The 22,168-nt window shown below is 49.0% G+C and carries 24 protein-coding genes and 1 rRNA gene; 21 read left to right on the forward strand and 4 right to left on the reverse strand.

The annotated features are described in order from the left end of the window. Positions 1–38: 38 nt before the first annotated feature. The 11 genes from rrf to WS_RS01650 all read left to right on the forward strand — a co-directional run bounded on the left by rrf (position 39) and on the right by WS_RS01650 (position 9,084). A 5S ribosomal RNA gene (gene rrf / locus WS_RS01600) occupies positions 39–154 on the forward strand. A 327-nt stretch (positions 155–481) separates the two neighbouring features. Then, entirely contained in the window at positions 482–724 is a 243-nt protein-coding gene (locus WS_RS01605; protein ID WP_041571666.1) for a ComEA family DNA-binding protein, read from the forward strand. Between the two features lie 46 nt (positions 725–770). Then, entirely contained in the window at positions 771–1,781 is a 1,011-nt protein-coding gene (gene murG / locus WS_RS01610; RefSeq protein WP_011138273.1) for an undecaprenyldiphospho-muramoylpentapeptide beta-N-acetylglucosaminyltransferase, read from the forward strand. 55 nt (positions 1,782–1,836) lie between these two features. After that, a complete protein-coding gene (gene alaS, locus WS_RS01615) occupies positions 1,837–4,404 on the forward strand; it encodes an alanine--tRNA ligase (RefSeq protein ID WP_011138274.1) in 2,568 nt (855 codons plus the stop codon). Continuing rightward, on the forward strand, positions 4,401–4,973 hold the full coding sequence (maf, locus tag WS_RS01620; RefSeq protein WP_041571686.1) for a septum formation inhibitor Maf: 573 nt from the start codon (positions 4,401–4,403) through the stop codon (positions 4,971–4,973). The genes alaS and maf overlap by 4 nt, the downstream gene beginning before the upstream one ends. After that, positions 4,970–5,209, forward strand: coding sequence for a cbb3-type cytochrome oxidase assembly protein CcoS (ccoS, locus tag WS_RS01625; RefSeq protein ID WP_011138276.1), 240 nt, complete (start codon positions 4,970–4,972; stop codon positions 5,207–5,209). Before maf ends, ccoS begins: the two co-directional genes overlap by 4 nt. After that, entirely contained in the window at positions 5,206–6,165 is a 960-nt protein-coding gene (locus tag WS_RS01630) for an NAD(P)-binding domain-containing protein (protein WP_011138277.1), read from the forward strand. The genes ccoS and WS_RS01630 overlap by 4 nt, the downstream gene beginning before the upstream one ends. Before the next feature lie 85 nt (positions 6,166–6,250). Further along, a complete protein-coding gene (rpmB, locus tag WS_RS01635; RefSeq protein ID WP_011138278.1) occupies positions 6,251–6,439 on the forward strand; it encodes a 50S ribosomal protein L28 in 189 nt (62 codons plus the stop codon). 21 nt (positions 6,440–6,460) lie between these two features. Further along, a complete protein-coding gene (locus tag WS_RS01640) occupies positions 6,461–7,594 on the forward strand; it encodes a potassium channel family protein (RefSeq protein WP_011138279.1) in 1,134 nt (377 codons plus the stop codon). Further along, positions 7,587–8,777 carry a bifunctional glutamate N-acetyltransferase/amino-acid acetyltransferase ArgJ gene (gene argJ, locus WS_RS01645; RefSeq protein ID WP_011138280.1) on the forward strand — a complete coding sequence of 397 codons (1,191 nt, stop codon included), beginning with the start codon at positions 7,587–7,589 and terminating at the stop codon, positions 8,775–8,777. Before WS_RS01640 ends, argJ begins: the two co-directional genes overlap by 8 nt. An 82-nt stretch (positions 8,778–8,859) precedes the next feature. Continuing rightward, positions 8,860–9,084, forward strand: coding sequence for a YdcH family protein (locus tag WS_RS01650; RefSeq protein WP_011138281.1), 225 nt, complete (start codon positions 8,860–8,862; stop codon positions 9,082–9,084). A 27-nt stretch (positions 9,085–9,111) separates the two neighbouring features. On the opposite strand, the gene pheA is transcribed toward WS_RS01650, so the two are convergent. Both pheA and lysA read right to left on the reverse strand, forming a co-directional pair. After that, the gene (gene pheA, locus WS_RS01655) at positions 9,112–10,179 is read right to left on the reverse strand and encodes a prephenate dehydratase (RefSeq protein WP_011138282.1); all 1,068 of its coding nucleotides are present in this window, start codon (positions 10,177–10,179) and stop codon (positions 9,112–9,114) included. Positions 10,180–10,191: 12 nt separating this feature from the next. Next, the gene (gene lysA, locus WS_RS01660) at positions 10,192–11,397 is read right to left on the reverse strand and encodes a diaminopimelate decarboxylase (RefSeq protein WP_011138283.1); all 1,206 of its coding nucleotides are present in this window, start codon (positions 11,395–11,397) and stop codon (positions 10,192–10,194) included. A 98-nt stretch (positions 11,398–11,495) separates the two neighbouring features. Here lysA and WS_RS01665 point away from each other — a divergent pair, with 98 nt between their 5' ends. Beyond that, the gene (locus WS_RS01665; protein WP_041571687.1) at positions 11,496–11,879 is read left to right on the forward strand and encodes a hypothetical protein; all 384 of its coding nucleotides are present in this window, start codon (positions 11,496–11,498) and stop codon (positions 11,877–11,879) included. Here WS_RS01665 and bioD read toward each other — a convergent pair. Further along, complete coding sequence (gene bioD / locus WS_RS01670; RefSeq protein WP_011138285.1) at positions 11,862–12,512, reverse strand: dethiobiotin synthase; 651 nt, start codon at positions 12,510–12,512, stop codon at positions 11,862–11,864. The two genes, WS_RS01665 and bioD, sit on opposite strands and share 18 nt — an antisense overlap. Positions 12,513–12,594: 82 nt before the next feature. Here bioD and WS_RS01675 point away from each other — a divergent pair, with 82 nt between their 5' ends. Genes WS_RS01675 through WS_RS01715 form a run of 9 tightly spaced genes read left to right on the forward strand, consistent with a single transcriptional unit; the run spans position 12,595 to position 21,116 of the window. Then, positions 12,595–12,903 carry an ATP-dependent Clp protease adaptor ClpS gene (locus tag WS_RS01675; protein ID WP_011138286.1) on the forward strand — a complete coding sequence of 103 codons (309 nt, stop codon included), beginning with the start codon at positions 12,595–12,597 and terminating at the stop codon, positions 12,901–12,903. 1 nt (position 12,904) lies between these two features. Next, positions 12,905–15,121: an ATP-dependent Clp protease ATP-binding subunit ClpA gene (clpA, locus tag WS_RS01680; RefSeq protein WP_011138287.1), complete on the forward strand. Its 2,217-nt coding sequence runs from the start codon at positions 12,905–12,907 to the stop codon at positions 15,119–15,121. Then, positions 15,066–15,746 carry a leucyl/phenylalanyl-tRNA--protein transferase gene (aat, locus tag WS_RS01685; RefSeq protein ID WP_011138288.1) on the forward strand — a complete coding sequence of 227 codons (681 nt, stop codon included), beginning with the start codon at positions 15,066–15,068 and terminating at the stop codon, positions 15,744–15,746. The genes clpA and aat overlap by 56 nt, the downstream gene beginning before the upstream one ends. Before the next feature lie 2 nt (positions 15,747–15,748). Next, the gene (locus WS_RS01690) at positions 15,749–16,510 is read left to right on the forward strand and encodes an ATP-binding protein (protein ID WP_011138289.1); all 762 of its coding nucleotides are present in this window, start codon (positions 15,749–15,751) and stop codon (positions 16,508–16,510) included. A 32-nt stretch (positions 16,511–16,542) separates the two neighbouring features. Beyond that, on the forward strand, positions 16,543–17,370 hold the full coding sequence (gene galU / locus WS_RS01695) for a UTP--glucose-1-phosphate uridylyltransferase GalU (protein ID WP_011138290.1): 828 nt from the start codon (positions 16,543–16,545) through the stop codon (positions 17,368–17,370). 8 nt (positions 17,371–17,378) lie between these two features. After that, entirely contained in the window at positions 17,379–17,837 is a 459-nt protein-coding gene (locus WS_RS01700) for a hypothetical protein (RefSeq protein WP_041571688.1), read from the forward strand. 3 nt (positions 17,838–17,840) lie between these two features. Next, positions 17,841–19,106 (forward strand): UDP-N-acetylglucosamine 1-carboxyvinyltransferase, encoded by a 1,266-nt coding sequence (gene murA, locus WS_RS01705; protein ID WP_011138292.1) that lies wholly within the window; start codon positions 17,841–17,843, stop codon positions 19,104–19,106. Position 19,107: 1 nt separating this feature from the next. Next, complete coding sequence (locus WS_RS01710) at positions 19,108–19,770, forward strand: HesA/MoeB/ThiF family protein (protein ID WP_011138293.1); 663 nt, start codon at positions 19,108–19,110, stop codon at positions 19,768–19,770. A 35-nt stretch (positions 19,771–19,805) separates the two neighbouring features. Further along, positions 19,806–21,116, forward strand: a complete 1,311-nt coding sequence (locus WS_RS01715; RefSeq protein WP_011138294.1) for a GGDEF domain-containing response regulator — start codon at positions 19,806–19,808, stop codon at positions 21,114–21,116. On the opposite strand, the gene gap is transcribed toward WS_RS01715, so the two are convergent. Next, complete coding sequence (gap, locus tag WS_RS01720; RefSeq protein WP_011138295.1) at positions 21,113–22,114, reverse strand: type I glyceraldehyde-3-phosphate dehydrogenase; 1,002 nt, start codon at positions 22,112–22,114, stop codon at positions 21,113–21,115. The genes WS_RS01715 and gap overlap by 4 nt on opposite strands. Positions 22,115–22,168 lie beyond the last annotated feature (54 nt).

Consider the following 22,168-nt stretch of genomic DNA (forward strand, 5'->3'; position numbering starts at 1 on the left):
ATAGAGGATATATTCTTATCTATCTTCTCTTCCCTTTTTCTCGTGCCTATAGAGGAGAGGCTACACCCAGCTCCATTCCGAACCTGGCAGTTAAGCTCTCCATCGCCGATAATACTGCATCTTTCAGGTGTGGAAACGTAGGTTGGTGCGGGGAGGGGGATAACACCTTCTTTGACCTCAATAGAGACTCTAATCCCTTCTGTTTTTATACTCTTTGAACTCAATCAAATAGATTTTAGAAATCAAATATAAACATCATTGCCTTCTTTTAATCCAATACTCGCTCAATTAAATCCAATAGAAACCCACTCCTTAAATCCAATGTTCAATAGAAGCCCGCTTATGGCTCTGCTGTTGTGATGGTTTGGATTGCAGATTCTCGAAAACCCCATGCTCTTTCAAGCTCTTTAGTCTAATTTTATTCTTTCTTGAACATAATAAGAATCTATCTTATGTTGATACCTAATCCAAAGGAGAGATGATGAAGAAGATTTTTATGGCTCTACTTTTATTGAGTGCTTGGTTGATGGCAGCGGTGAATATCAATACAGCCACCAAAGAGGATCTAATGAAGGTCAAGGGGATTGGAGAGAAGAAGGCGGAGGCAATCATTGAGCATCGCACCAAGAATGGAGCCTTCAAGAGCCTAGAAGAGTTAAAGAGTGTCAAAGGGTTTGGGGAGAAGAGTGTGGAGGGATTAAAGAGTGAGCTTAGTGTGAAGTAGGGGGAGGGTAGAATACACTCTATAATTTCAACAAAAGGACACTCCCTTGAATATTCTTCTCACGGGCGGCGGCACAGGAGGGCACCTCGCTATCGCCAAAGCATTAATGGAATCGCTGGCTTCTAAAAATCAGTCACTCTTTTTTATTGGTTCTCAAAGAGGCCAAGATCGCTCTTGGTTTGAACATGAGGAGGGCTTTAAGAGGCGATTCTTTTTAGAGACCCAAGGAGTGGTCAATCAGCGGGGAATTGCCAAAATTCGATCCCTCTCTTCGCAATTTCAGGCTATGCTGGAGGCGAGAAAAATATTAAAGAATCACCAAATCAAAAGAGTGGTGAGTGTAGGGGGCTATTCAGCCGCTCCCGCTTCTTTGGCGGCTCTGAGTCTAGGAATCCCTCTCTATATTCATGAGCAAAACGCTAAAGTGGGACTTCTCAATCGTCTGCTTAAGCCCTTTTCAAGAGCCTTTTTATCTTCGTATGACTCAAACTCACTGATTCGTGACTATCCTGTTAGAGACGCTTTTTTTGAAGTCGCTAGGGTGCGTTCTCGTGTGAAAAAAATCCTTTTTTTGGGTGGAAGCCAGGGTGCCAAGGCGATCAATGATTGGGCGCTAGAGCTAGCCCCATTGATTCATCAAAGAGGAATTGCAATCATGCATCAATGTGGCGAAGTCGATTATGAGCGAATGAAGAGAGGCTATGAGGAGCGCTCAATTCCTGTGGAGCTTTTTGCTTTTGATCGGGCGATCCATCAAAAGATGCAACAGGCGGATTTGGCGATCTCTAGGGCGGGGGCGAGCTCTCTTTGGGAGCTTGGCGCCAATGGGTTGCCTGCGCTTTTTATCCCCTATCCTTTTGCGGCGGGAGATCATCAATATTACAATGCGAAGTTTATTCTTGATCAGGGGCTTGGCTGGATGGTGCGTCAAGAAAACCTCTCCACTGAGGTGCTTTTGGAGATTCTAGAAGAGGATTTAAGTCAAAAGAGTGAGTGTTTGATGGCTTATGTGAAGAGAGGTGCGGCCGATAGGATGGCGGATTTTATATTGTCGTAACGACCAATTGGTTAGAATCCCGCGATTTGTCATACGCCATTAATAAGGTTTCACCATGGATATTCGAAAGCTCTTCCTTGACTATTTCGCCTCCAAGGGGCATGCGGTTTATGAAAGCATGCCCTTGGTTCCTGATGATCCGACCCTGCTTTTCACCAATGCAGGCATGGTTCAATTCAAAGATATCTTCACGGGTAAAGTCCCTGCACCAACCAATCCTAGGGCGACTAGCTGTCAACTTTGCATCCGCGCAGGAGGCAAGCACAACGACTTGGAGAATGTCGGCTACACCAGTCGGCACCATACACTCTTTGAGATGTTGGGGAACTTCTCTTTTGGGGATTACTTCAAGGAGCAGGCGATTGATCATGCGTGGGAGTTTGTCACGGAGGTGCTTGGATTCTCCAAAGAGGTGCTTTGGGTCACAGTGCATGAGAGCGATGATGAGGCGTTTGAGCTCTGGCAAAAGCACGTGGATGCAAGCCGAATCAAGCGCATGGGAGATAAAGATAACTTCTGGCAGATGGGCGACACGGGAGCGTGCGGACCTTGCAGTGAGATTTTTGTCGATCAAGGGGAGGAGAAGTTTCATGGAAGTGAGGACTATTTTGGCGGAGATGGAGATCGATTCTTAGAGATTTGGAATCTTGTTTTCATGCAGTATGAGCGCTCCAGCGATGGGACGCTCACCCCTTTGCCCAAACCTTCCATTGACACAGGCATGGGCTTGGAGCGTGTTGCGGCGCTCAAAGAGGGGAAGAGCAGCAACTTTGATTCGTCTCTCTTTATGCCTATGATTCGCAAAGTTGAAGAGCTCACAGGCAAACCTTATCACTACGAGAGTGGGGCGAGCTACCGAGTCATCGCGGATCATATTCGCTCCATCTGCTTTTTGCTAGCCCAAGGGGTGAATTTTGACAAAGAGGGGCGCGGTTATGTGCTTCGCCGAATCTTGCGCCGAGCGGTGCGCCATGGCTATCTCTTGGGGCTTAATGCTCCCTTTTTGCATGAGGTGGCCGAGGTGGTGTGCGGTCAAATGGGAGATCATTATGGGTATCTCAAGGAGAAGCGAGAGCACATCAAGCGCCTCACTTTCCAAGAGGAGGAGCGATTCTTCGCAACGATTGCTGGAGGGATGGAGGTCTTTAAAAAAGAGCTTGAAAAGACTCAAAGTGTCTTTAGTGGTGAGGCGGCTTTCAAGCTTTATGACACCTTTGGATTCCCGCTTGATTTGACAGAAGATATGTTGCGAGAGAAGGGAATAAGAGTCGATCTCGCGGCGTTTGAGGCTTGCATGAAAGAGCAGAGAGCGAGAGCAAAGGCCTCTTGGAAGGGAAGCGGTGATGAGCTCAAAGAGGGCGATTTTGCCTTGCTTCTTGAAGCTTTCCCTTCCAACTCTTTTGTCGGGTATGAAAAAGAGGCCCACACCTCTAAGCTGCTGGCGATTCTTAATAGAGACTACAAGCGCGTCTCTTCTCTTGGGGCGGGTGAGAGTGGTTTTGTGATGCTAGAGGAGACCCCATTTTACGCAGAGAGTGGTGGACAGTGTGGTGATGAGGGTGAATTGCGTGCCAGGGGTAGAATTGTTGCCCAAGTGCAGGGAACCAAAAAGTATTTTGGGCTTAACCTCTCTAGAATCGAGGCATTGGATGAGATTTGCGAGGGAGAGACTTTGGAAGCAGTCGTCTCTAGGGAGCGCTTGGAGGTTCAGAAGCATCACTCAGCCACACACCTTCTCCATGCCATCTTGCGCCAAAAATTGGGCGATCATGTCGCTCAAGCAGGGAGTTTGGTCGAGAAAGATCGCTTGAGATTTGATTTCTCGCACCCCAAGGCGCTCACTCATGAAGAGGTGGGGATGGTTGAGGAGGAGGTGAATCGACTTATCTCCTTGTCGATTCCTTCTAGGACTAGAGAGATGAGGGTCGATGAGGCTAAGGCTAGCGGTGCAATGGCGCTATTTGGTGAAAAGTATGGTGACTTGGTGCGTGTGGTCGATTTTGGCGAAGCGAGTGTTGAGCTTTGCGGAGGAACCCATGTCGAAAATAGTGCGCATATCGGAAGCTTTTACATCACTAAAGAGAGTGGCGTGAGTGCGGGCGTGAGGAGAATCGAGGCGGTCTGCGGAATGGCTGCTTATCACTATGGCAAGGAGGCACTCCAAGAGATCGCTGAGGCCAAGGAGATTCTCAAAGCCAAGGAGCTGAAGCTAGGAATTGAGAAGCTCAAGGAGCAGGTGCGAGAGCTAAAGAGTGAAATGAGTGCTCTATCGAGCTCCAAAAGCGGTGCTATCTCTGAGGGTGTGATGATGGGTGAGACGAGAGTGATCGTGGAGACCCTAGAGGCGGGCGACATCAAAAACAGTATTGATGAGATCAAGAATCGATATGAAAAGGTGGCGGTGTTGCTGCTCCAGGTCAAAGAGGAGAAGGTGATGCTAGCCGCGGGTGTTAAAGGAGAGGATCGAATCAAGGCGGGCGCTTGGATTAAAGAGATCGCTCCGATTCTTGGCGGAGGCGGAGGCGGTCGAGATGATTTCGCCCAAGCAGGAGGCAAAGATGCTTCCAAGGCCGATGAGGCACTCCAAAGCGCTAAAAATTATGCTCTAGAGAGGCTCGCATAGAACGCCCACTCCTTCGTCTCTGCTCGAGCTCAACCACTCGCGCAGAGATTCTTCGCTCCCACGTCATCTCCTTTATTCAATCAGAAAATGAGTTTGATGAGGAGAGCCTCAAGGTGACTTCTCCTAAAGAGTTTGTCTATAGGGCAACCATGGGCAAGTATGAAGCCGCGAGGATTCGCTATGGAGTGGAGACCCCTCTCTTGGTGGCCGATACGGTCATCTCTTGCCGTAACCAGATGCTTCGCAAGGCCAAAGACAGAGAAGAAGCTGCCGCTTTCCTCGCCCTCCAGAGCGGAGCAGAGCTTTCGATCCTCACCTGCATGGTTTTTGAGAATTCTTCGATGAAACTTATAGATTTGTCCTCAACCTGTTACAAATTTGCAAATTTTGAGAAGAATGCGTTAGAATCCTACCTCGAATCCAATTTATGGGTCGGCAAGGCCGGAGCCTGCATGGTAGAGGGCTTTTGCAAGCCTTATATTCTGGAATCCCGAGGTTTTGAGAGCACGGCCATGGGCCTATGTGTAGAAAAGTTACTTCCTTTTCTAACGCCAAGGAGGCGATCGTGAATAGCGGTATGGTGGGTGTGATGCTCGGGGTTTCCGTCTTTATTGGATTCTTGGGATTGGTCGCTTTTTTATGGGGTTTAAGAAGCGGTCAATTTGATGATGAGAAAAAAATGATGCAAGGCGTGCTTTTTGACGGGGAGGAAGAGTTGCAAGAGGCCGCCTTGATTGATAAAAAAAAGAGAGAAATGAAAAGAGAGCCATCCATGAAAGAAAACAACAACGGGGGAGAGGCGTGAAAAAAGTTTACAATATAGCCATCATTGGAGGAGGCCCCGGAGGGGTCGCTTCTGCGGTAGAGGCAGTGATTCTTGGAATCGATGATGTGATTTTGCTTGAAAAAGGAGAGAATCACTCCACTACTATTCGCAAATTTTATAAAGATAATAAGCGCGTGGATAAAGACTATAAGGGTCAAAGGGTCGAGCTCAATGGGAATATCTACTTTGTAGATGGCACCAAAGAGAGCACATTGGATCTTTTTGATGAGATTCTTAATCTCCACCGAATTGAAGAGCGCTTCAACACCGAGGTGGAATCGGTTGTCAAAAAAGGAGAGCTTTTTTTGATCACCACCACGCAGGGTGATGAAGTGTGGGCAAAGTTTGTCATCATCTCGATTGGTAAGATGGGGCAACCCAATAAGCCCTCTTATGAGATTCCTCTCGCACTCAAAGATCGAGTCCATTTTAACGTGAGCGATTGCAAGGAGAACGAGAAGATTCTTGTGGTGGGCGGAGGAAACTCTGCGGTTGAATACGCCTATTTTCTTGCCGATCTCAATAAGGTCACGCTCAACTATCGCAAAACCACCTTCACTCGTGTGAATGAGCCCAACATGGCTCTTTTGAATGAATATGCCCAAGGGGGCAAACTAGAGCTTAGGCTGGGAGTGGATATTGTGAGTTTAGAGGAGGCAGAGGGCAAACCCAAGGTGAACTTCTCTGATGGGAAATCTGAGATGTATGATCGTGTTGTTTATGCCATCGGAGGGATGGCTCCAATGGATTTCCTAAGAAAGTGTTCGCTTGAGGTGGATGAACATGGAGTGCCTCTCACAAGTGAAACACATGAGGGTTCTGTGTCAGGAATCTATATCGCAGGAGATATACTTTTTAAGTCAGGAGGCTCTATCGCCGCGGCGCTCAATCACGGATTTTCCATTGTCCAAGAGATTAAAAAACAATTAGTTTAAGAGTTCTTTTAAGATACTTTTGGGGAAAGATCGGCTAGAATCACGCCCAAAAAAGACCCTAAAAATTTATAAAAAGGTAAAATCCATGGCAAGAAAATGTTTTTTCACTGGCAAAGGACCAATGGTCGGCAACAACGTTAGCCACGCCAACAATAAAACCAAAAAGCGCTCCCTTCCCAATCTTCGCACCGTCAGGGTGAAGCTTGAAGATGGAACGACTGTAAAACTTCGTGTCGCCGCTTCCACTCTCAGAACGATGAAAAAGCGCTCATAAAACCCTTAGTCTAGGGTTTTTGTGAGATTCTTCACTAAGCTAGGGCGATTCCTCCACTGGGAAAAGTCCTCTAAGCCGGACATCGACCTCTCCGGCGAACTTTACGAACAGCTCAAACCTTTCCGCTTCCCCCTCATTCTTATTCAGCTTGGTCTTATTATTGGAACTCTTGGCTATGTGGTCTTAGAGGACTACACGCTCATGGAGGCCTTTTTCCAGACCTCTTACACCTTTACCACCACGGGTTTTGGTGCGCTTAAAGAGAGTGAATTTAATGGTCTCACCATCATCTTCACCTCGATGCTGATGTTGGCGGGTTCGGCGGTCTTGACCTTTTCAGTGGTCAGCATTATTGATGTCTTAAATCGCGGCAAGCTCATTGCCATCATCAAGGAGCGAAGAATGATCTATCGTGTCGCTAGGCTCAAAAATCACTTCGTGGTCTGCTATCACAACGAGTATACCATCCAGCTCGCCGATCAATTTAGAGAAGCGCACATCCCTTTTGTGGTGGTGGATCCTTCGCCAGATTTCGAGGGGTTCGCGCAACGCCATCGCTATCCCTATTACATCAACGAAGATCCCCACACCGAGATCGCTATGCTCAAAAGCCATCTCTCTAGCGCAAGGGGCGTGATCACCTTCTCTAAAAGTATCGCGGATAACATTGCGCAAATCGCTTCGGTGAGGCTTTTTGAAAAAGAGCTGGGGCGACGCCCTTTTTATATCATTAGTAGCGCTGAAAACGCTGAAGATGTGGAAAAACTCAAAAAGCTTGGCTCAGACACAGTGGTCTCAGCCACTCGCTTGATGGCTCAAAGGGTGAGTGCGATGGCGACTCGACCTGATATGGAGAATCTCTTAGAGCAGTTTGTCTATAAAAAAGACACGCCGCTTGACCTGGAGGAGGTGATTGTTCCAAAGTCAAGCTGGTTGGTGCTAAAGAAGCTCAAAGAGGCACATTTTAGAGAGGTGACGCGGGTCTCTGTGGTAGGAATCACCCAAAAAGATGGGAAATTTATCACGATGCCAACGGGTGACACGCTTATCACCAGTGAGTGCAAGCTTCTCATGATCGGCACCTCAAGCGGCATTAGAATGACCAAAAAATTATTGATGAAACGAGAAAAACCTGAGGAGTTGAAGTATGTTTGATCTTTTTCCAATTCATGGAGGGGTGTGCGCCCCTGAGGGATTCTCTGCGGATGGAATCGCGGCTGGATTAAAAAAAGAGGGAAAATTGGATGTGGCTTTTGTGCACTCTCTATTTCCCGCTAAGGTCTCAGCCCTCTTCACCACCAATCGTTTCGCTGCCGCTCCGATTCGATATTTTCAAGGATTGGGTGAGGTGTTTGATTGCAATTTTGTTCTCATCAACGCCAAAAATGCTAACGCTATGACTGGGGCGGAGGGAATCGAAGATATTGAGTGGCTGATGGAGCGCCTAAAGCATCGCTTTCCCTCTCTGGTTAATCCCGTGATGAGCTCTACGGGAGTGATTGGGGCTCGGCTTCCCAAGGAGAAAATCGAAGCCTCTTTGGGTGAGATTGTACTAGGGAAAAAAGAGGGTGCGCGTGCGGCTCAAGCGATCATGACCACGGATGCTTTTTCCAAAGAGGTGGCTTTTAAAGTGGAGCTCCCTGATGGCAGATCTTTTTGCATTGGAGCGATGGCTAAAGGCGCAGGGATGATTGATCCAGCGATGGCGACGATGCTCTGTTTTATCACCACAGATGCGGATGTTCCCGAGAATCGCATGAAAGAGCTCCTTCAAAAGGCAGTTCATACAACCTTTAATGCCATCAGTGTGGATGGCGACACTTCGACCAATGACACCGTGATGCTCTTTAGCAACAAAGCCAGCGGCGTTTATGAGGAAGAGGCTTTTTTGATGGCACTAGAGAGGGTGATGCACAAGCTGGCCACGGATGTAGCGCGCGATGGCGAGGGGGCGAAGAAGCTGGTGGCGTTTGAGGTGAGTGGAGCGGCGAGCGAGGAGGAGGCGATCAAAGCCGCTAAGGCGCTCACGACCTCCTTGCTGGTCAAGACGGCTATTTTTGGTGAAGATCCCAACTGGGGGCGTATTGCTTCAACTATTGGCTCTAGCGGGGTGGAGTGTGATGAGAATCGTCTTCGAATCTCTTTTGGTGAGGTGCTTGTTTATGATAGGGGGGCGATTCTCTTTGATAAAACAATCGAGGAGAAGGCCGCTAGCGTGATGCGCCAAGAGAGCTTTAAAATCCATTGCGATCTTGGCATAGGCAGAGGAAAGTTCACCGCGTATGGATGCGATTTGGGCTATGAGTATGTGAAGATTAATGCCGATTACAGGACATAAGAGAGGGAAGATAACAATCTCGGAATAAGGTTGTTTATCTTATAATTTTTTCATCCAACATTACATTTAAGGAGCAAGAATCATGCTACACGAATACCGAGAAGAGATTAGCAAGCTCAAAGTTGAAAACGCTCGATTTGCCAAGATTTTCGAAAAACACAATGAGCTAGATCAGAAGATTCTCGATGTCGAAGAGGGGAGAGAGCATATGGATCAATTCACCCTTGAAGGACTCAAAAAAGAGAAGCTCGCCCTCAAAGATGAAGCATTCACCATGATTCAAGCTTACATCAAAGGTCAGGCGTAAGGAGTCTCCTCCTTTTCGCCCTTTTTTCTAGCCTCTCACATAACTCCCCAGCCACTTAATCTCATCTCCTCGTCTTTTGAGCAACTCTTGAACGTTCTCATCATCAATATGCCCCTCAAAATCGATAAAGAAGCAAAAGGCAAAGTCTTTGGCTGCATCAATGCGTGGGCGTGATTCGATTTTGGTCATGTTGAGCCCTAGGCCGCTGATGTCTTTGAGCAGACCAAGGAGCGCACCTGGCTTATCGGTGTGGCTGATATCCGCAAAGATGGAGGTTTTATCCGAGCCACTCGCCTGATTCTTAAAATCGCTGATAATGACGAATCGAGTCTTGTTGTGCGAGGAATCCTCAATGTTTTCAAAGAGGATAGGCAGGTGATAGAGCTTGGCGGCAATATGTGAGCAGATGGCTGCGGTGTGGGGCTCGCTAGCGGCGAGCTGAGCCGCCTTGGCTGTAGAATCGACAGGAATGCGCTCCACCTCTTCAAGATTGTATTCACTGAGGAAGTTGAGGCATTGGCCAAAGGCGATATCTTTGGAGTAGATTCGCCTGATCTCTTTGAGCGAATCGCACTGCGTGGCAAAGGTATGATGGATGGGCATGGTGAGTTCTGCGACGATTTTGAGGCTCGATTTGCCCAAAAGATCGAGCGTCTCGCCCACGATTCCGTTTTTGTTGTTTTCGATGGGGACAACCCCGTATTTGGCGCGCTTGGATTCAACGGTTTTAAAGACAGAAGCAATGTTGTTCATGGAGAGGTATTCGCTCATCGCCCCAAAGCGACTCTCGGCGGCTTGATGGGTGTAGCTTCCCAGAGGTCCTAGATAGGCGACACGCTCAGGGAGTTCAAGATTGCGACTCACGGCAAAAATCTCTAAATAGATTGCCTCAATCGCTGCTTCGTTCAAAAGCCCTTGATTGAGGGAGTTGAGTCTAGCGATGATCTCGCGCTCTCTTTCAGGGCGGTAGATGACGCTTCCTTCCATTTTTTTGTGGCGGCCGATGAGCTTCACCACCTCCATGCGCTGATTGAGCAGTCGGAGAATCTGATCATCAACCGAATCAATCTCTTCACGAAATTTTTGCAAATCCATGGGAATCCCTCTTTAGTTTTGAAGTAGCTCTAGCTCGTTTTGCCACAGCGATTCGATCTCTTCTCGCGCTCGAATGAGGCGACTCTCTCCGCCCTCAAGTGCCACTTCAGCGGCTCTAGCGCGACTGTTGTATTGACTTGACATGGAGAATCCATACGCCCCAGCGCTCTTAATCACAATCAAATCGCCATGCTCCAAAGGAGGGAGCATCACCCCCTTGGCTAGCCAATCCCCGCTCTCGCATACAGGCCCCACGATATCCGCCTCACTAAACGATTCCCCGCCTTTGGGGGCAAAGGCCTCATGGTAGGCTTTGTAGAGGCTAGGGCGCAGAAGATCATTCATCGCGCCATCAACGATAACGAATCGTTTCTTTTCATTCTGCTTCTCATAAAGGACGCGAGTGAGAAAGCAGCCCGCATTTCCCACGATGAATCTTCCTGGCTCGCAAACAATCGTCACATCTAGTCCATGAAGTGCAGCGAGAATCCCTTGGGCGTAGTCGTAGAGATTGATGGGTGTCTCATCTTTATAGCGGATTCCTAGACCTCCGCCCACATCAAAAAACTTGATCTCGATTTTGAGCGCCAAAAGGCTTCGGGTGAGATCAGCCACTTTTTTGGCTGATTCAAGAAGGGGTTCAAGCTCGGTGAGTTGGCTTCCTATGTGGAAGTGAATCCCCACAGGATGGAGCGATTCGCTTTTGGCGCAGAGGATATAGAGGCGTTTGGCACTCTCAATGTCCACGCCAAATTTGTTCTCGCTAAGGCCCGTGGAGATATAGGGGTGGGTTTTGGGATCAATATCGGGGTTGACGCGGATGGAGATTCGTGCCACTTTGCCTAGACTTTTGGCGAGCGATTCGACGCGCAACAGCTCTGCCTCACTCTCGACATTGATCATGAGAATCTCTAAAGAGAGCGCCTCTAATATCTCCTCATCCCGTTTGCCCACGCCGCTAAAGATAATCTTGTAGGGGGGGATTCCTGCTTTGAGGGCGCGTTTCACTTCGCCAATGGAGACGCAATCCGCTCCGCTCTCCAGCTTTCCGAGGTGTTGAATCACTGAGAGATTGGAGTTGGCCTTGATGGCGTAGGCGATGAGGGATTTTCGACCCGCAAAAGCCTCTTTGAGTTGGAGGAATTGAGATTTGATCTGGTCAAAATCATAAACATACAAGGGGGTTCCATAGCGTGATGCGAGCGAGGAGAAGTCCATACAAATACCTTTGTGAGCTCTTTTTGTTTCAAAAATCTTAGCGCTAACTCTCTTCAAACTGTGTTAAAATGGGGGATTTTCAAGAGAAGGGGGGAGTGATGGGAGAGAATCTGCTATGGGTGATTGGGGTGCTAATCATTGGAGTGGCGTTGGTAGGGGTTTTGCTCTATTTTTTCAAGCCAAAGCCGCCTCTAAAAGCACCCAAGGTGGAGGTGAGCCTTGAAGAGCTGAAGAGGATTCTAAAAGACCGCTCCAAAACCTTCGAGGAGATAGAGCGTGCCACGGGGCTCTTTTTGGAGCATTTTGGGCGCTTGTCGCCAAGTAAAGAGGCGCGCCTTGAGGTGCTCTATTTGGTGGTCATCCATCCCAAGGTGAGCTCTAAGCTGGTGCTCTCTTTTGAAAAAGAGCTCAAAGCCAAAAACCCTGAGGATTCTAAAGAGATCGAGGCGGTGCTCAAAGGAGCGCTAGATAGCCGAAAGTAGTGTTTGAGTGAGCTCTTCTAACTCGCTATCTAGCCTAAAGAGCCGCTCAGGGCGCTCCTTCCAGTAAGGGGCACTAATCTCCTCAAAACTCCTCTTTTCCTCCTCCCAAAGGTTGAGCACCAGGGTGTAGCTCATTTGGCGGTGTTGGAGTGCCTCTAGGCTCAAAAGCGCTTCATTGATTCCTCCCAGTTTTCCTGAGATCACTAGCACCATATGAGCCTCTAAGGCCTCAGCAAGATCAATCATGAAATACTCTTTTAAAAGGGGCACCAAAAGCCCTCCAGCACCCTCAATGAGCAGAGGATCGGAGCGCTTTTGAAACTCTAATAGACGCCTTAAGAGGTGATCAACATCCACGCATCTTCCCTCTTTTTTGGCGCTCACCCATGGAGAGGCGGGTAGCTTATAGCGCTCTAGGCATATCTCCTCTAGGCTTAGCCCTTGATCTAGCTGGAGTTTTTGCATCAGTTGAAGATGTAAAAGCGCATCTTCTGGCGTGGGATTGGCCCCTGTTTCGATGGGCTTGAGGGCGAGAGGTTTCCTCCCGCTTTGATGCAGGGATTGGAGCAGTTTTTGGGTGGTGTAGCTCTTGCCAACCCCCGTCCCTGTCGCCGAGATAAAGAGGGGTTTCATATAGCTCCTTATAAGAGAATGTGGGTAAAATGAGTCCTAAAAAGCGACAAGGATTCTACTATAATCGTGAGTAAAGGAGAGAGTGGTGGCTAAGGGTAGCGACTTTGAGACAGAGATCAAAGAGGAGATCATCGTCGCAGAGCCGAGACGTTTTAAGGTGATTCTCCTCAATGATGACTATTCAACCATGGATTTTGTCGTGGAGGTGCTTATGGTCATTTTTAACAAGAATTTTGACGAGGCGCTTGGCGTGATGTTAAAGGTTCACAATGAGGGCAGAGGAGTGTGTGGAATCTACCCTTATGATGTTGCTGAGACCAAAGTGTCACAGGTGAAAAAGAAGGCAGAAGAGAGCGGATTCCCTCTTCGAGCGATTTTGGAGGAGTGCTAAAATGATTAGCGGTGAGCTTAATGTGGTCTTTAGCGAGGCGCTCGCATTGGCCAAAGAGAAGCGACATGAGTATTTGACGGTGGAGCATATCTTTCTTGCTCTTCTAGGGCATAAAGAGGCGATTGCCTTGCTTCGAGAGTGTGGAGGCAATGTCTCTTTTATGAAGCAGAAGGTGACGCGTTACCTAAGCGAGAATCTCAAATCCAGTGAAGAGGAGGTGACGCATGATCCTTTCGAGACGCTAGCGCTTAGCCGCGTGATCGAATCGATGCTGCGGCACACCCGAGGAGCTGAGAAAAAGGAAGCGGGTGTAGGCGATCTTCTTGCGGCTATTTTTGAAGAGGAGCACTCCTACTCCACCTATGTGCTCAAATCTCAAGGAATCAGCCGTCTTGATATTCTTGAGGCGATCACGGAGCAGATTCACAAAGAGGGCTCCAGCGCCAAAGAGGAGGAGAAGCGCGAAGAGAGCTTCTTGGAGAAATACACCAAGCCTCTTGCCCAAGAGGCTAAAAGGGGCAAGATTGACCCTGTGATTGGTCGAGAGATAGAGATTGAGCGCTCTTTAGAGGTGCTCTGCCGCCGCAAAAAGAATAATCCTCTGCTCGTGGGAGAGCCAGGAGTTGGAAAGACCGCGATTGCCGAGGGTTTAGCACTAAGAATCGCCCAAGGCAAAGCCCCAGAGATTCTCCAAAAGGCGGAGATTTTTGCTCTGGATATGGGAGCGCTGCTTGCAGGCACCAAATATCGAGGAGATTTTGAGAAGCGTCTCAAAGGGGTGATTGAAGAGCTAGAGGGGAAGCCTGAGGCGATCCTCTTTATCGATGAGATTCACACGATTGTAGGGGCGGGGGCGACTAGCGGAGGAAGCATGGATGCCTCCAATCTCCTCAAGCCCGCCCTGGGAAGCGGTCGACTTCGATGCATTGGGGCGACCACTTATGGAGAGTTTCGCAATTTTTTTGATAAAGACAAGGCGCTCAGTCGGCGCTTCGCCAAGATCGATGTGAAAGAGCCCACCATCGAAGATACGATCAAGATTCTTGAGGGGCTCAAGCCTCAATATGAAAAACATCACGAAGTGCTCTATCTGCCTGAGGCGCTAGAGGGGGCGGCCAAGCTCTCTAGCCGCTATATTCAAGATCGATTTTTGCCTGATAAGGCGATTGATGTGATGGATGAGGCGGGGGCAAGCTTCCGCATGGCAGGTAAAAAAGGGGGCAAGGTCGGCCTCAAAGAGATTGAGAGGATCGTGAGCAAAATGGCCCAGATTCCTGATATCACGGTGAGCGTGGATGACAGAGAGCACCTTAAAGGGTTAGAGAAGAGGCTTCAGGGGAGAATCTTTGGTCAAGACAGTGCAATCTCTCAAATCGTCTCAGCGATCAAGCGCTCTAGAGCGGGGCTCAATGCGCCCCATCGTCCCGTGGGCTCCTTCATCTTCGCAGGCCCTACAGGCGTGGGTAAAACAGAGCTCGCCAAGGAGCTCGCTAGAGCGATGGGGGTCCATTTTGAGCGCATGGATATGAGTGAATACATGGAAAAGCACACCGTCTCTAGGCTCATTGGTGCGCCCGCAGGCTATGTGGGCTTTGAGCAGGGAGGACTTCTCACAGAGACGATTCGTAAGCATCCCCACGCCCTTTTGCTCCTTGATGAGATTGAAAAGGCGCACCCCGATCTGCTCAATATTTTGCTTCAGGTGATGGATAGCGCCACGCTCACGGATAATAACGGGCAGAAGGCGGATTTTAGGAATGTGATTTTGATCATGACCTCCAATGTCGGTTCTAAAGAGCCCAGCGTGATGGGCTTTAAAAAAGAGCAGAGCCTCAAGCGCGAAGGAGCGATCAAAGAGCACTTCTCGCCAGAGTTTCGCAACCGTTTGGACGCTATTATTCATTTTGAGCCTTTGAGTCTGGAGCATCTAGAGCGAATCGCCCAAAAGCAGGTGGACGATCTCAACCTCCAGCTTGTCGAGAAGGGAATTGTCGTGAAGCTAGACAAAAAAGCGAAGCGCTACCTAGCCGAGAAGGGGTATGATGAGGAGCTAGGAGCTAGACCTTTGGGGCTTTTAGTGCAAAAAGAGATTAAAACTCCGCTAACGGATGAGATTCTCTTTGGCTCTCTCAAAAAAGGGGGCGAGGTGAAAGTGAGTGCAAATGAGCGGGGAATTTCCTTCCGCTTTCCTCTTTCCCGATCCAGCGCTAGCCGATAAGGAGGGGCTCCTCTGTTTTGGAGGTGACCTAGAGCCATCCACCTTGCTGGCGGCCTACTCACAAGGAATCTTTCCATGGTTTAATGCGGGAGATCCGATTCTGTGGTGGTCGCCCCATCCCCGATTCCTCCTCTTTCCTTCTGAGCTCCAATTCTCTAGGCGTACCCAAAAGCGCTTAGAGCAATGCGCCTTTGAAGTGCGCGCGGATGAGCGCTTTAAAGAGGTGATTGGCGGATGTCAAAAAGCGGTGCGGAAGAATCAGGAGGGAACTTGGATTTTGCCCAAAATCGTGAAAGCTTATGAGCACCTTTTTGAGGAGGGCTACGCGCACAGCCTTGAGGTTTACAAAGAGGGGGAGCTCGTGGGAGGGCTCTATGGAGTGAGCCTAGGGGCAGCCTTTTTTGGAGAATCGATGTTTTCGCGCCAAGATCATGCCTCAAAGGCGGCCATTAGGGAGCTTTGTCGTTTGGGGGTGGAGCGAGGCTGGAAGATGATTGATTGCCAGATTCACTCTGAGCATTTAGAACGATGGGGGGCGAGAGCAGTGGATCGAGAGAGGTTTTTAGTCCTTCTTAAAGAGGCGCTTAAAGAGAAGACATGGAGGGGAAGATGGAGCTTAAATTAGATATGCCATGGGAGGAGATTTACGCAGCGATCTATCGACCTATGGGGCGCTATTTACACGCGGTGAGAGAGATTGATGAGGTGAGGCTAGAGAATCTAGGGGGGATTGAGCGCCAAAAGCGTCTGCTGGTGAAAAACACGAAGCGCTTTTTGCGAGGAGAGCCCGCGGTGAATGCGCTTTTGTGGGGCGCAAGAGGCACGGGCAAATCTTCGCTGATTAAGGCGCTTTTGTGGGAATACGCCAAAGAGGGTCTGCGCGTGGTGGAGGTGGAGAAGGAATCGCTTGGAATCATCCCTGAACTCACCGATAGGCTCAGGGAGCTCCCCTATCACTTCATCCTCTTTTGCGACGATCTCTCCTTTGAGCGAGGCGATTCCTCTTATAAGCCGCTCAAAAGCCTTTTAGAGGGCTCTATTGAGCGACTGCCCCAAAATATCATTGTCTATGCCACCTCCAATCGTCGCCACCTTTTGCCTGAGTATAAAAGCGACAATGAGGGTGCTTGGGTGGGCGAAGGAGAGATACACTTGGGGGATGCAGTGGAGGAGAAGGTTTCGCTCTCGGATCGATTCGCGCTCTCGCTTGGATTTTATCAAGGAACGCTCAAGGGCTATTGGGAGTTGGTGCAGGGCTATTTAGGAGGAGAATCTTACCCTGTGGAGCTAGAGCAAAAGGCGATCAATTTCGCCACTCAAAAAGGCTCCAGAAGTGGGCGCACCGCTAAGCAATTTTATGACTTATATAGGAGCGGATTAATAGAATAACAGACATCAATTCAATCACAAGGATAACCAAGATGATCAAAAAGTGCCTCTTTCCCGCTGCAGGCTATGGGACGCGATTCTTGCCTGCAACCAAGGCGATGCCCAAAGAGATGCTTCCTATTGTGAATAAACCGCTCATTCAGTATGGAGTCGAAGAGGCGTTAGAGGCTGGAATCACCACCATGGCGATTGTCACGGGTCGAGGCAAGCGATCTTTAGAGGATCACTTTGATATTAGCTATGAGCTAGAGCATCAGATTCGAGGGACGGATAAGGAGATTTATCTCAAAGATATTCGAGAGGTGATGGAGCAGTGCACCTTCTCTTATACGCGCCAAATGGAGATGAAGGGCTTGGGACATGCGATCCTCACGGGAGAGACACTCATTGGCAATGAGCCTTTTGCTGTTGTTTTGGCGGATGATCTATGCGACAATCCAGAGGGTGAAGGGGTGCTTTCACAGATGATTGAACTCTATCACAAATACCGCTGCTCTATCGTTGCCATCGAAGAGGTGGAGGTGAGCGAGGTGGACAAATATGGGGTGATTAGTGGACGAGAGATTGATGCGGGTGTCTATATGGTGGATAATATGATCGAAAAGCCCTCTATAGCTGAGGCTCCTAGCAATCTAGCCGTCATTGGGCGTTATATTCTCACTCCTGATATTTTTGATATTTTGCGCGATACAAAGCCGGGAAAAAAAGGGGAGATTCAGATCACCGATGCGCTCTTGGAGCAGTGCAAAAAGGGGATGGTGCTCGCCTATAAATTCAAAGGGAAACGGTATGATTGTGGGAGTATTGATGGCTTTGTGATGGCGACCAATGTCTTTTATCAAAAACACCACCAAGGGTAGTGTCCTTTATGTATGACCTCAACTTCTACCTTTTTGTCTGGATTGCTCTTAGTGTTATTGCGATTCCCGTGGTGCTGATCTCGGCGCTTATGATGGTGATTGAGAGCATGGGAGATAAGAGAAAAGAGGAGGAGAGGAGGGCGTTGCAGTTTCAAAAGATCGATTTTCTCCTCTCGATTCTTGATAATCCTAAATCGGGAGTTAAGGATTATGAGGCTGCCCTTGAGGCATTCAAAAAGCATCATGCTAGCCTTGGGGCGCTTGATCCAAAAGAGAAGGAGTTTTTAAAGAGGCTTGATTTTATCGGTAAAATCTCCTTGATGGATTTTTGGGATATTGATAGCGTGGCAAAGTTTCGGGATGAGTTGGTGGGGCGCAATAAGAGTCTCAAAAAAGAGATCGAGCAGGCCATCGGAAAATCTCTCAAGAATCGAGAGAGCAAAGACAAAGGGAAAGGAAAAAAATAGCGCATGGATTTTTTATCAATCACAGGGGGAGAGAAGTTACAGGGGAGCGTGAGCGTTTCTGGAGCTAAGAATGCGGCTCTGCCTCTTATTAGTGCGACCCTGTTGGCCAAAAATGAGGCGTGCCTAAAAAATCTCCCTGATGTGGTGGATATCAAGACGCTTCTTTCGCTTCTAGAGATGTTGGGTGCAAAAGTGCAGAGAATCGATCCTCACACCGTCAAGGTGAACAGCTCGGAGATTTTAAGCACCAAGGCAACCTATGACATCGTGCGCAAGATGAGAGCTTCGATTCTAGTGCTTGGGCCTCTGCTCTCTCGATTTGGAAAGTGTGAAGTCTCTCTACCTGGAGGGTGTGCCATTGGGGCCAGACCCGTGGATTTGCACCTCAAAGCGATGGAGAAGATGGGGGCGATCGTGGAGATTAAAGGGGGTTATATCGTAGCCAATGCCCCCAAAGGGCTCAAAGGAGCCACCATCGCCTTTGATAAAATCACGGTCACAGGGACAGAGAATGTGGTCATGGCAGCGGCTTTGGCCAAAGGGGTGACCAAGATTCTCAATGCGGCTCAAGAGCCTGAAGTGGTTCAGCTCTGCGAGGTATTGCAGGCAGCGGGCGTGGAGATCAAGGGAATTGGGAGTAATGAGCTTGAGATCGTAGGCCAAGAGGGTGAGGCGCTGGAGTTTAAAGAGGTAGAGGTGATTCCTGATCGAATCGAGGCGGGAACCTATCTCTGCGCTGGGGCTATGACCAACTCCTCGATTCGATTGGAGCGGGTGGTTCCTGAGCATTTGAGCGCGGTGACGCAGAAGCTGGAGGAGATTGGATTTGGGATAGAGTATGGAGAGAATCACCTCACGCTTTTGCCTGCCTCCAAGCGGCGCGCCTTTGAGATCATCACGACAGAGTATCCTGGATTCCCTACCGATATGCAGGCTCAATTCATGGCGCTTGCCACGCAATGCGAGGGGGCGAGTATCATTGAGGAGAGGCTTTTTGAGAATCGCTTCATGCACGTGAGCGAGCTTCAGCGCCTTGGCGCGGGAATCCATCTAAGAGGCAACACCGCCACCGTCAATGGAGGCACCAAGCTTTTGTGCGCGGATGTGATGGCGACGGATTTGAGGGCTTCTAGTGCGCTGGTGTTAGCCGCACTAGCCGCAGAGGGGACAACCAACATCCATCGAATCTATCATCTTGATCGTGGCTATGAGCGCCTAGAAGAGAAGCTTCGTGCCCTTGGAGCGGTGATTGAGCGCGGGAGAGAGTGAGATGGCGGGCTACTTTGACCGACAGATCAAGCTCATGGGCGAAGAGGCCTTAAAGGGGATTCGCTCCAAAAAGGTGGCCATTATTGGCTCAGGAGGGCTGGGATGCTCTCTAGGAATCGCGCTAGCAGGGAGTGGAGTGGGCGAGCTCCACCTTGTGGATTTTGATACCGTCTCTTTGAGTAATATTCATCGCCAAATCGCCTTTAAAATGGAGGATATCGAGAAGCCAAAATGCAAGGTCTTGGGTGAGCTGCTCTTGGCTAGAAGTGAGGAGGGGCTTAAGATTTTGAGCTTTGAAGAGAGTTTGCAAGAGTATGCCTCTAGAGGGTTAGAGGTCGATTTGATCATGGATGCCACGGATAATCTTCCCTCAAGGGCGGAGATTGACAAGCTGGCTAAAGAGCGGAGGATTCCTTGGGTTTATGCGTCTGTGGAGGAGTGGCACGGGCAGGTCTGCTTCATGGATAAAGCGGACTTTTCAGCCTTTAGGGTGAGTGATCGAAAGCCCGGAGGGATTGCCACTCCCATCGTCATGAATATCGCCTCGCTCTCAGCGAATATGGCGCTACGCTTTTTGGCGGGTCTTGAGGTGAAGCGTGATTGCCTCCATTACTGCACATTAAATGAAGGTTATCTGAAGGTTTTTCACTACAAAATGGCTTAGCGGGCTTTGATTTTGAGCTTATAAAGGAGGCTTTAGTGGGCGAGTTCTCAAAAGAGGAGAGAGTGGTGCCAAGCGAGGATTTGCGCAAAATCAAGGTGCTCTATGTGGAGGATGAGGAGATCATTCGAGAATCGCTTGCCGCTTTGTTGCGCCGCTATGTTCCGCATCTACTTTTGGCTTCCAATGGACAAGAGGGGTTGGAGGTTTTTGAGCGGGAGCATCCAGAGATTGTCATTAGCGATATTCGAATGCCCAAAATCGACGGCTTGGAGATGGCGAGACAGATGAAAGAGAGCTTGCCTGATGTGCAGGTGATCATCACCACTGCCTTTGGGGATTCGGATTATCTTTTGCGGGCGATTGAGATTGGACTTAATGGCTATCTTATCAAACCCATCAACAAAAATAATCTTTTCAAGTTTTTGAACGAAAGCGCCCGTCATGTTCTTGCTCAAAAAGCCAAAGAGCGCTTCAATCGATACACCCAGCAGATTTTGGATTTTCAGCAGAATCTTGTGGTTGTGATTGATGAAAATTTTGCCATCAAGCGTGCCAATAAAAGTTTTTTAGACTATTTCGACTGCACCGTGGTGGAGGAGTTTGTTCTGACCTACGGAGATTTGACCAAGGTCATTTCGCTTAGCTACTCAAGGGAAGAGGCGAAGGGCTTTGATAAGTTCTTTTTGGAGGCAGTTATCGGAGATGTGGGGCATAGCCATTCGCTAATTTTGCACAGTCAAGGGGGAGAATCGGGGCGATTCTTCACAGTGAGTGCGAGCAAACTCGTGGGCGAAGGAGAGTGGGAGAGTGAGTATATTGTCTCTTTCACCGATATCACCTCTTTTGAAAAAGAAAACAAGAAGCTTCAGCGTCAAGCGACTACGGATACGCTCACAGGAATTGATAATCGCTTTAGGCTCCAAGAGATTCTAGAGGAGTGGAAGGCGAGAGATGAGAGCTATGGCGTCATCTTTTTTGACATCGATCACTTCAAGCAGATCAATGATGAGTATGGGCACGACAAAGGGGATGAGATTTTGGTAGGGCTGGCTAGACTCATCAAAACAGAATTGCGAGACGAGGATATCTTCGCACGGCTTGGGGGCGAAGAGTTTGTCGTGCTGCTCAAAGGCGCCTCGCTCCCTAAAGCCACCGAGATTGCCCAGAGGCTTCGTCAGGCTATCGAACAGCACCCTTTCCCTATGCAGCGCCGCGTGAGTTGTAGCTTTGGTGTGGCCAAGAACCAATTCAGGGAAGAGCCCGAAGAGACGATCAAGAGAGCAGACTTGGCGATGTATCTCGCCAAGCGTGCGGGAAGGAATCGAGTGGAGGTTGATCCTCGCTAAAGCGAGGTAATGAAGCGCGCCATATCGACTAGACGATTGGAGTAGCCCCATTCGTTGTCATACCACGCCATCACTTTGGCCATATCTCCTTCGATTACAAAGGTGAGATCTGAGGCAACAATGGAGCTTCGGGGGTCACCTTGGAAATCAAGCGACACCCCAAAATCTTTATCCATCCCTAAAATCCCCTTGAGTCGTCCTTGGCTAGCCTCCATAAAAAGCTCGTTGATCGCTTGGGCTGAGCTCTTTTGGGCAAGTTTGACATTCAGATCGACCATGGAGACATCAGGCGTGGGAACACGCACAGAGTGGCCGTGGAGTTTTCCTTGAAGAGAGGGGAGGACAAGCCCTAGTGCCTTGGCTGCGCCTGTGGTGGTGGGAATCATATTGATCGCAGCGGCTCTAGAGCGTCTGAAGTCGCTTCGGTGTGCCGTGTCAAGAATGTTTTGATCATTGGTGTAGGCATGAATCGTGGTCATGATTCCCTTCTCTATTCCAAAGGCTTCATCTAAAAGCATCGCAAGAGGAGCGAGACAGTTGGTGGTGCAACTTGCATTGGAGATGATGGGCTCGCCTTGGTAACGTTCATGATTCACCCCTAGGACATAGGTGGGAGTGGAATCTTTGGCGGGTGCGGAGAAGATGACTCTTTTGACCCCTTTTTGAAGGTGGTGCTTCACGAGCTCTTGGGTGAGGAAAAGACCTGTTGATTCGATCACCACCTCAGGTGAGGCGGCGGAGAAATCAAGCTTTTGGGGGTCTCTCTCCTGATAGAGGAGCACCTCTTTTTTTCCAATGTAGAATCGATTCCCCTCCCAAGAGACCTCATGGGGGAAAGCCCCATGGACTGAATCATGACGTAACAAATAGGCAAGCGTTTCGGGAGAGGCGAGGTCATTAATAGCCACCAGCTCTACATCAGAGCGCTGCGCAATGACTCTTGCCACGCTTCTGCCGATGCGTCCAAAGCCGTTGATGGCGATGCGTAAAGGGCTCACTCAAACTCCTTTTAACCGTTTTAAAACCAAAATGGTATATCATAGGGACTTTAA

This window comes from Wolinella succinogenes DSM 1740, assembly GCF_000196135.1.
Classification (GTDB): Bacteria; Campylobacterota; Campylobacteria; order Campylobacterales; family Helicobacteraceae; genus Wolinella; species Wolinella succinogenes.

Excerpts from the sequence above, each read along its gene's own strand:
- WS_RS01605 (WP_041571666.1), top strand. The coding sequence starts at position 482 with ATGAAGAAGATTTTTATGGCTCTACTTTTATTGAGTGCTTGGTTGATG.
- rpmB (WP_011138278.1), top strand. The coding sequence starts at position 6,251 with ATGGCAAGAAAATGTTTTTTCACTGGCAAAGGACCAATGGTCGGCAAC.
- WS_RS01690 (WP_011138289.1), top strand. The coding sequence starts at position 15,749 with ATGCCATGGGAGGAGATTTACGCAGCGATCTATCGACCTATGGGGCGC.
- argJ (WP_011138280.1), top strand. The coding sequence starts at position 7,587 with ATGTTTGATCTTTTTCCAATTCATGGAGGGGTGTGCGCCCCTGAGGGA.
- WS_RS01650 (WP_011138281.1), top strand. The coding sequence starts at position 8,860 with ATGCTACACGAATACCGAGAAGAGATTAGCAAGCTCAAAGTTGAAAAC.
- galU (WP_011138290.1), top strand. The coding sequence starts at position 16,543 with ATGATCAAAAAGTGCCTCTTTCCCGCTGCAGGCTATGGGACGCGATTC.
- clpA (WP_011138287.1), top strand. The coding sequence starts at position 12,905 with ATGATTAGCGGTGAGCTTAATGTGGTCTTTAGCGAGGCGCTCGCATTG.
- pheA (WP_011138282.1), bottom strand. The coding sequence starts at position 10,179 with ATGGATTTGCAAAAATTTCGTGAAGAGATTGATTCGGTTGATGATCAG.
- aat (WP_011138288.1), top strand. The coding sequence starts at position 15,066 with ATGAGCGGGGAATTTCCTTCCGCTTTCCTCTTTCCCGATCCAGCGCTA.
- WS_RS01700 (WP_041571688.1), top strand. The coding sequence starts at position 17,379 with ATGTATGACCTCAACTTCTACCTTTTTGTCTGGATTGCTCTTAGTGTT.
- alaS (WP_011138274.1), top strand. The coding sequence starts at position 1,837 with ATGGATATTCGAAAGCTCTTCCTTGACTATTTCGCCTCCAAGGGGCAT.
- WS_RS01710 (WP_011138293.1), top strand. The coding sequence starts at position 19,108 with ATGGCGGGCTACTTTGACCGACAGATCAAGCTCATGGGCGAAGAGGCC.
- WS_RS01665 (WP_041571687.1), top strand. The coding sequence starts at position 11,496 with ATGGGAGAGAATCTGCTATGGGTGATTGGGGTGCTAATCATTGGAGTG.
- lysA (WP_011138283.1), bottom strand. The coding sequence starts at position 11,397 with ATGGACTTCTCCTCGCTCGCATCACGCTATGGAACCCCCTTGTATGTT.
- bioD (WP_011138285.1), bottom strand. The coding sequence starts at position 12,512 with ATGAAACCCCTCTTTATCTCGGCGACAGGGACGGGGGTTGGCAAGAGC.
- murA (WP_011138292.1), top strand. The coding sequence starts at position 17,841 with ATGGATTTTTTATCAATCACAGGGGGAGAGAAGTTACAGGGGAGCGTG.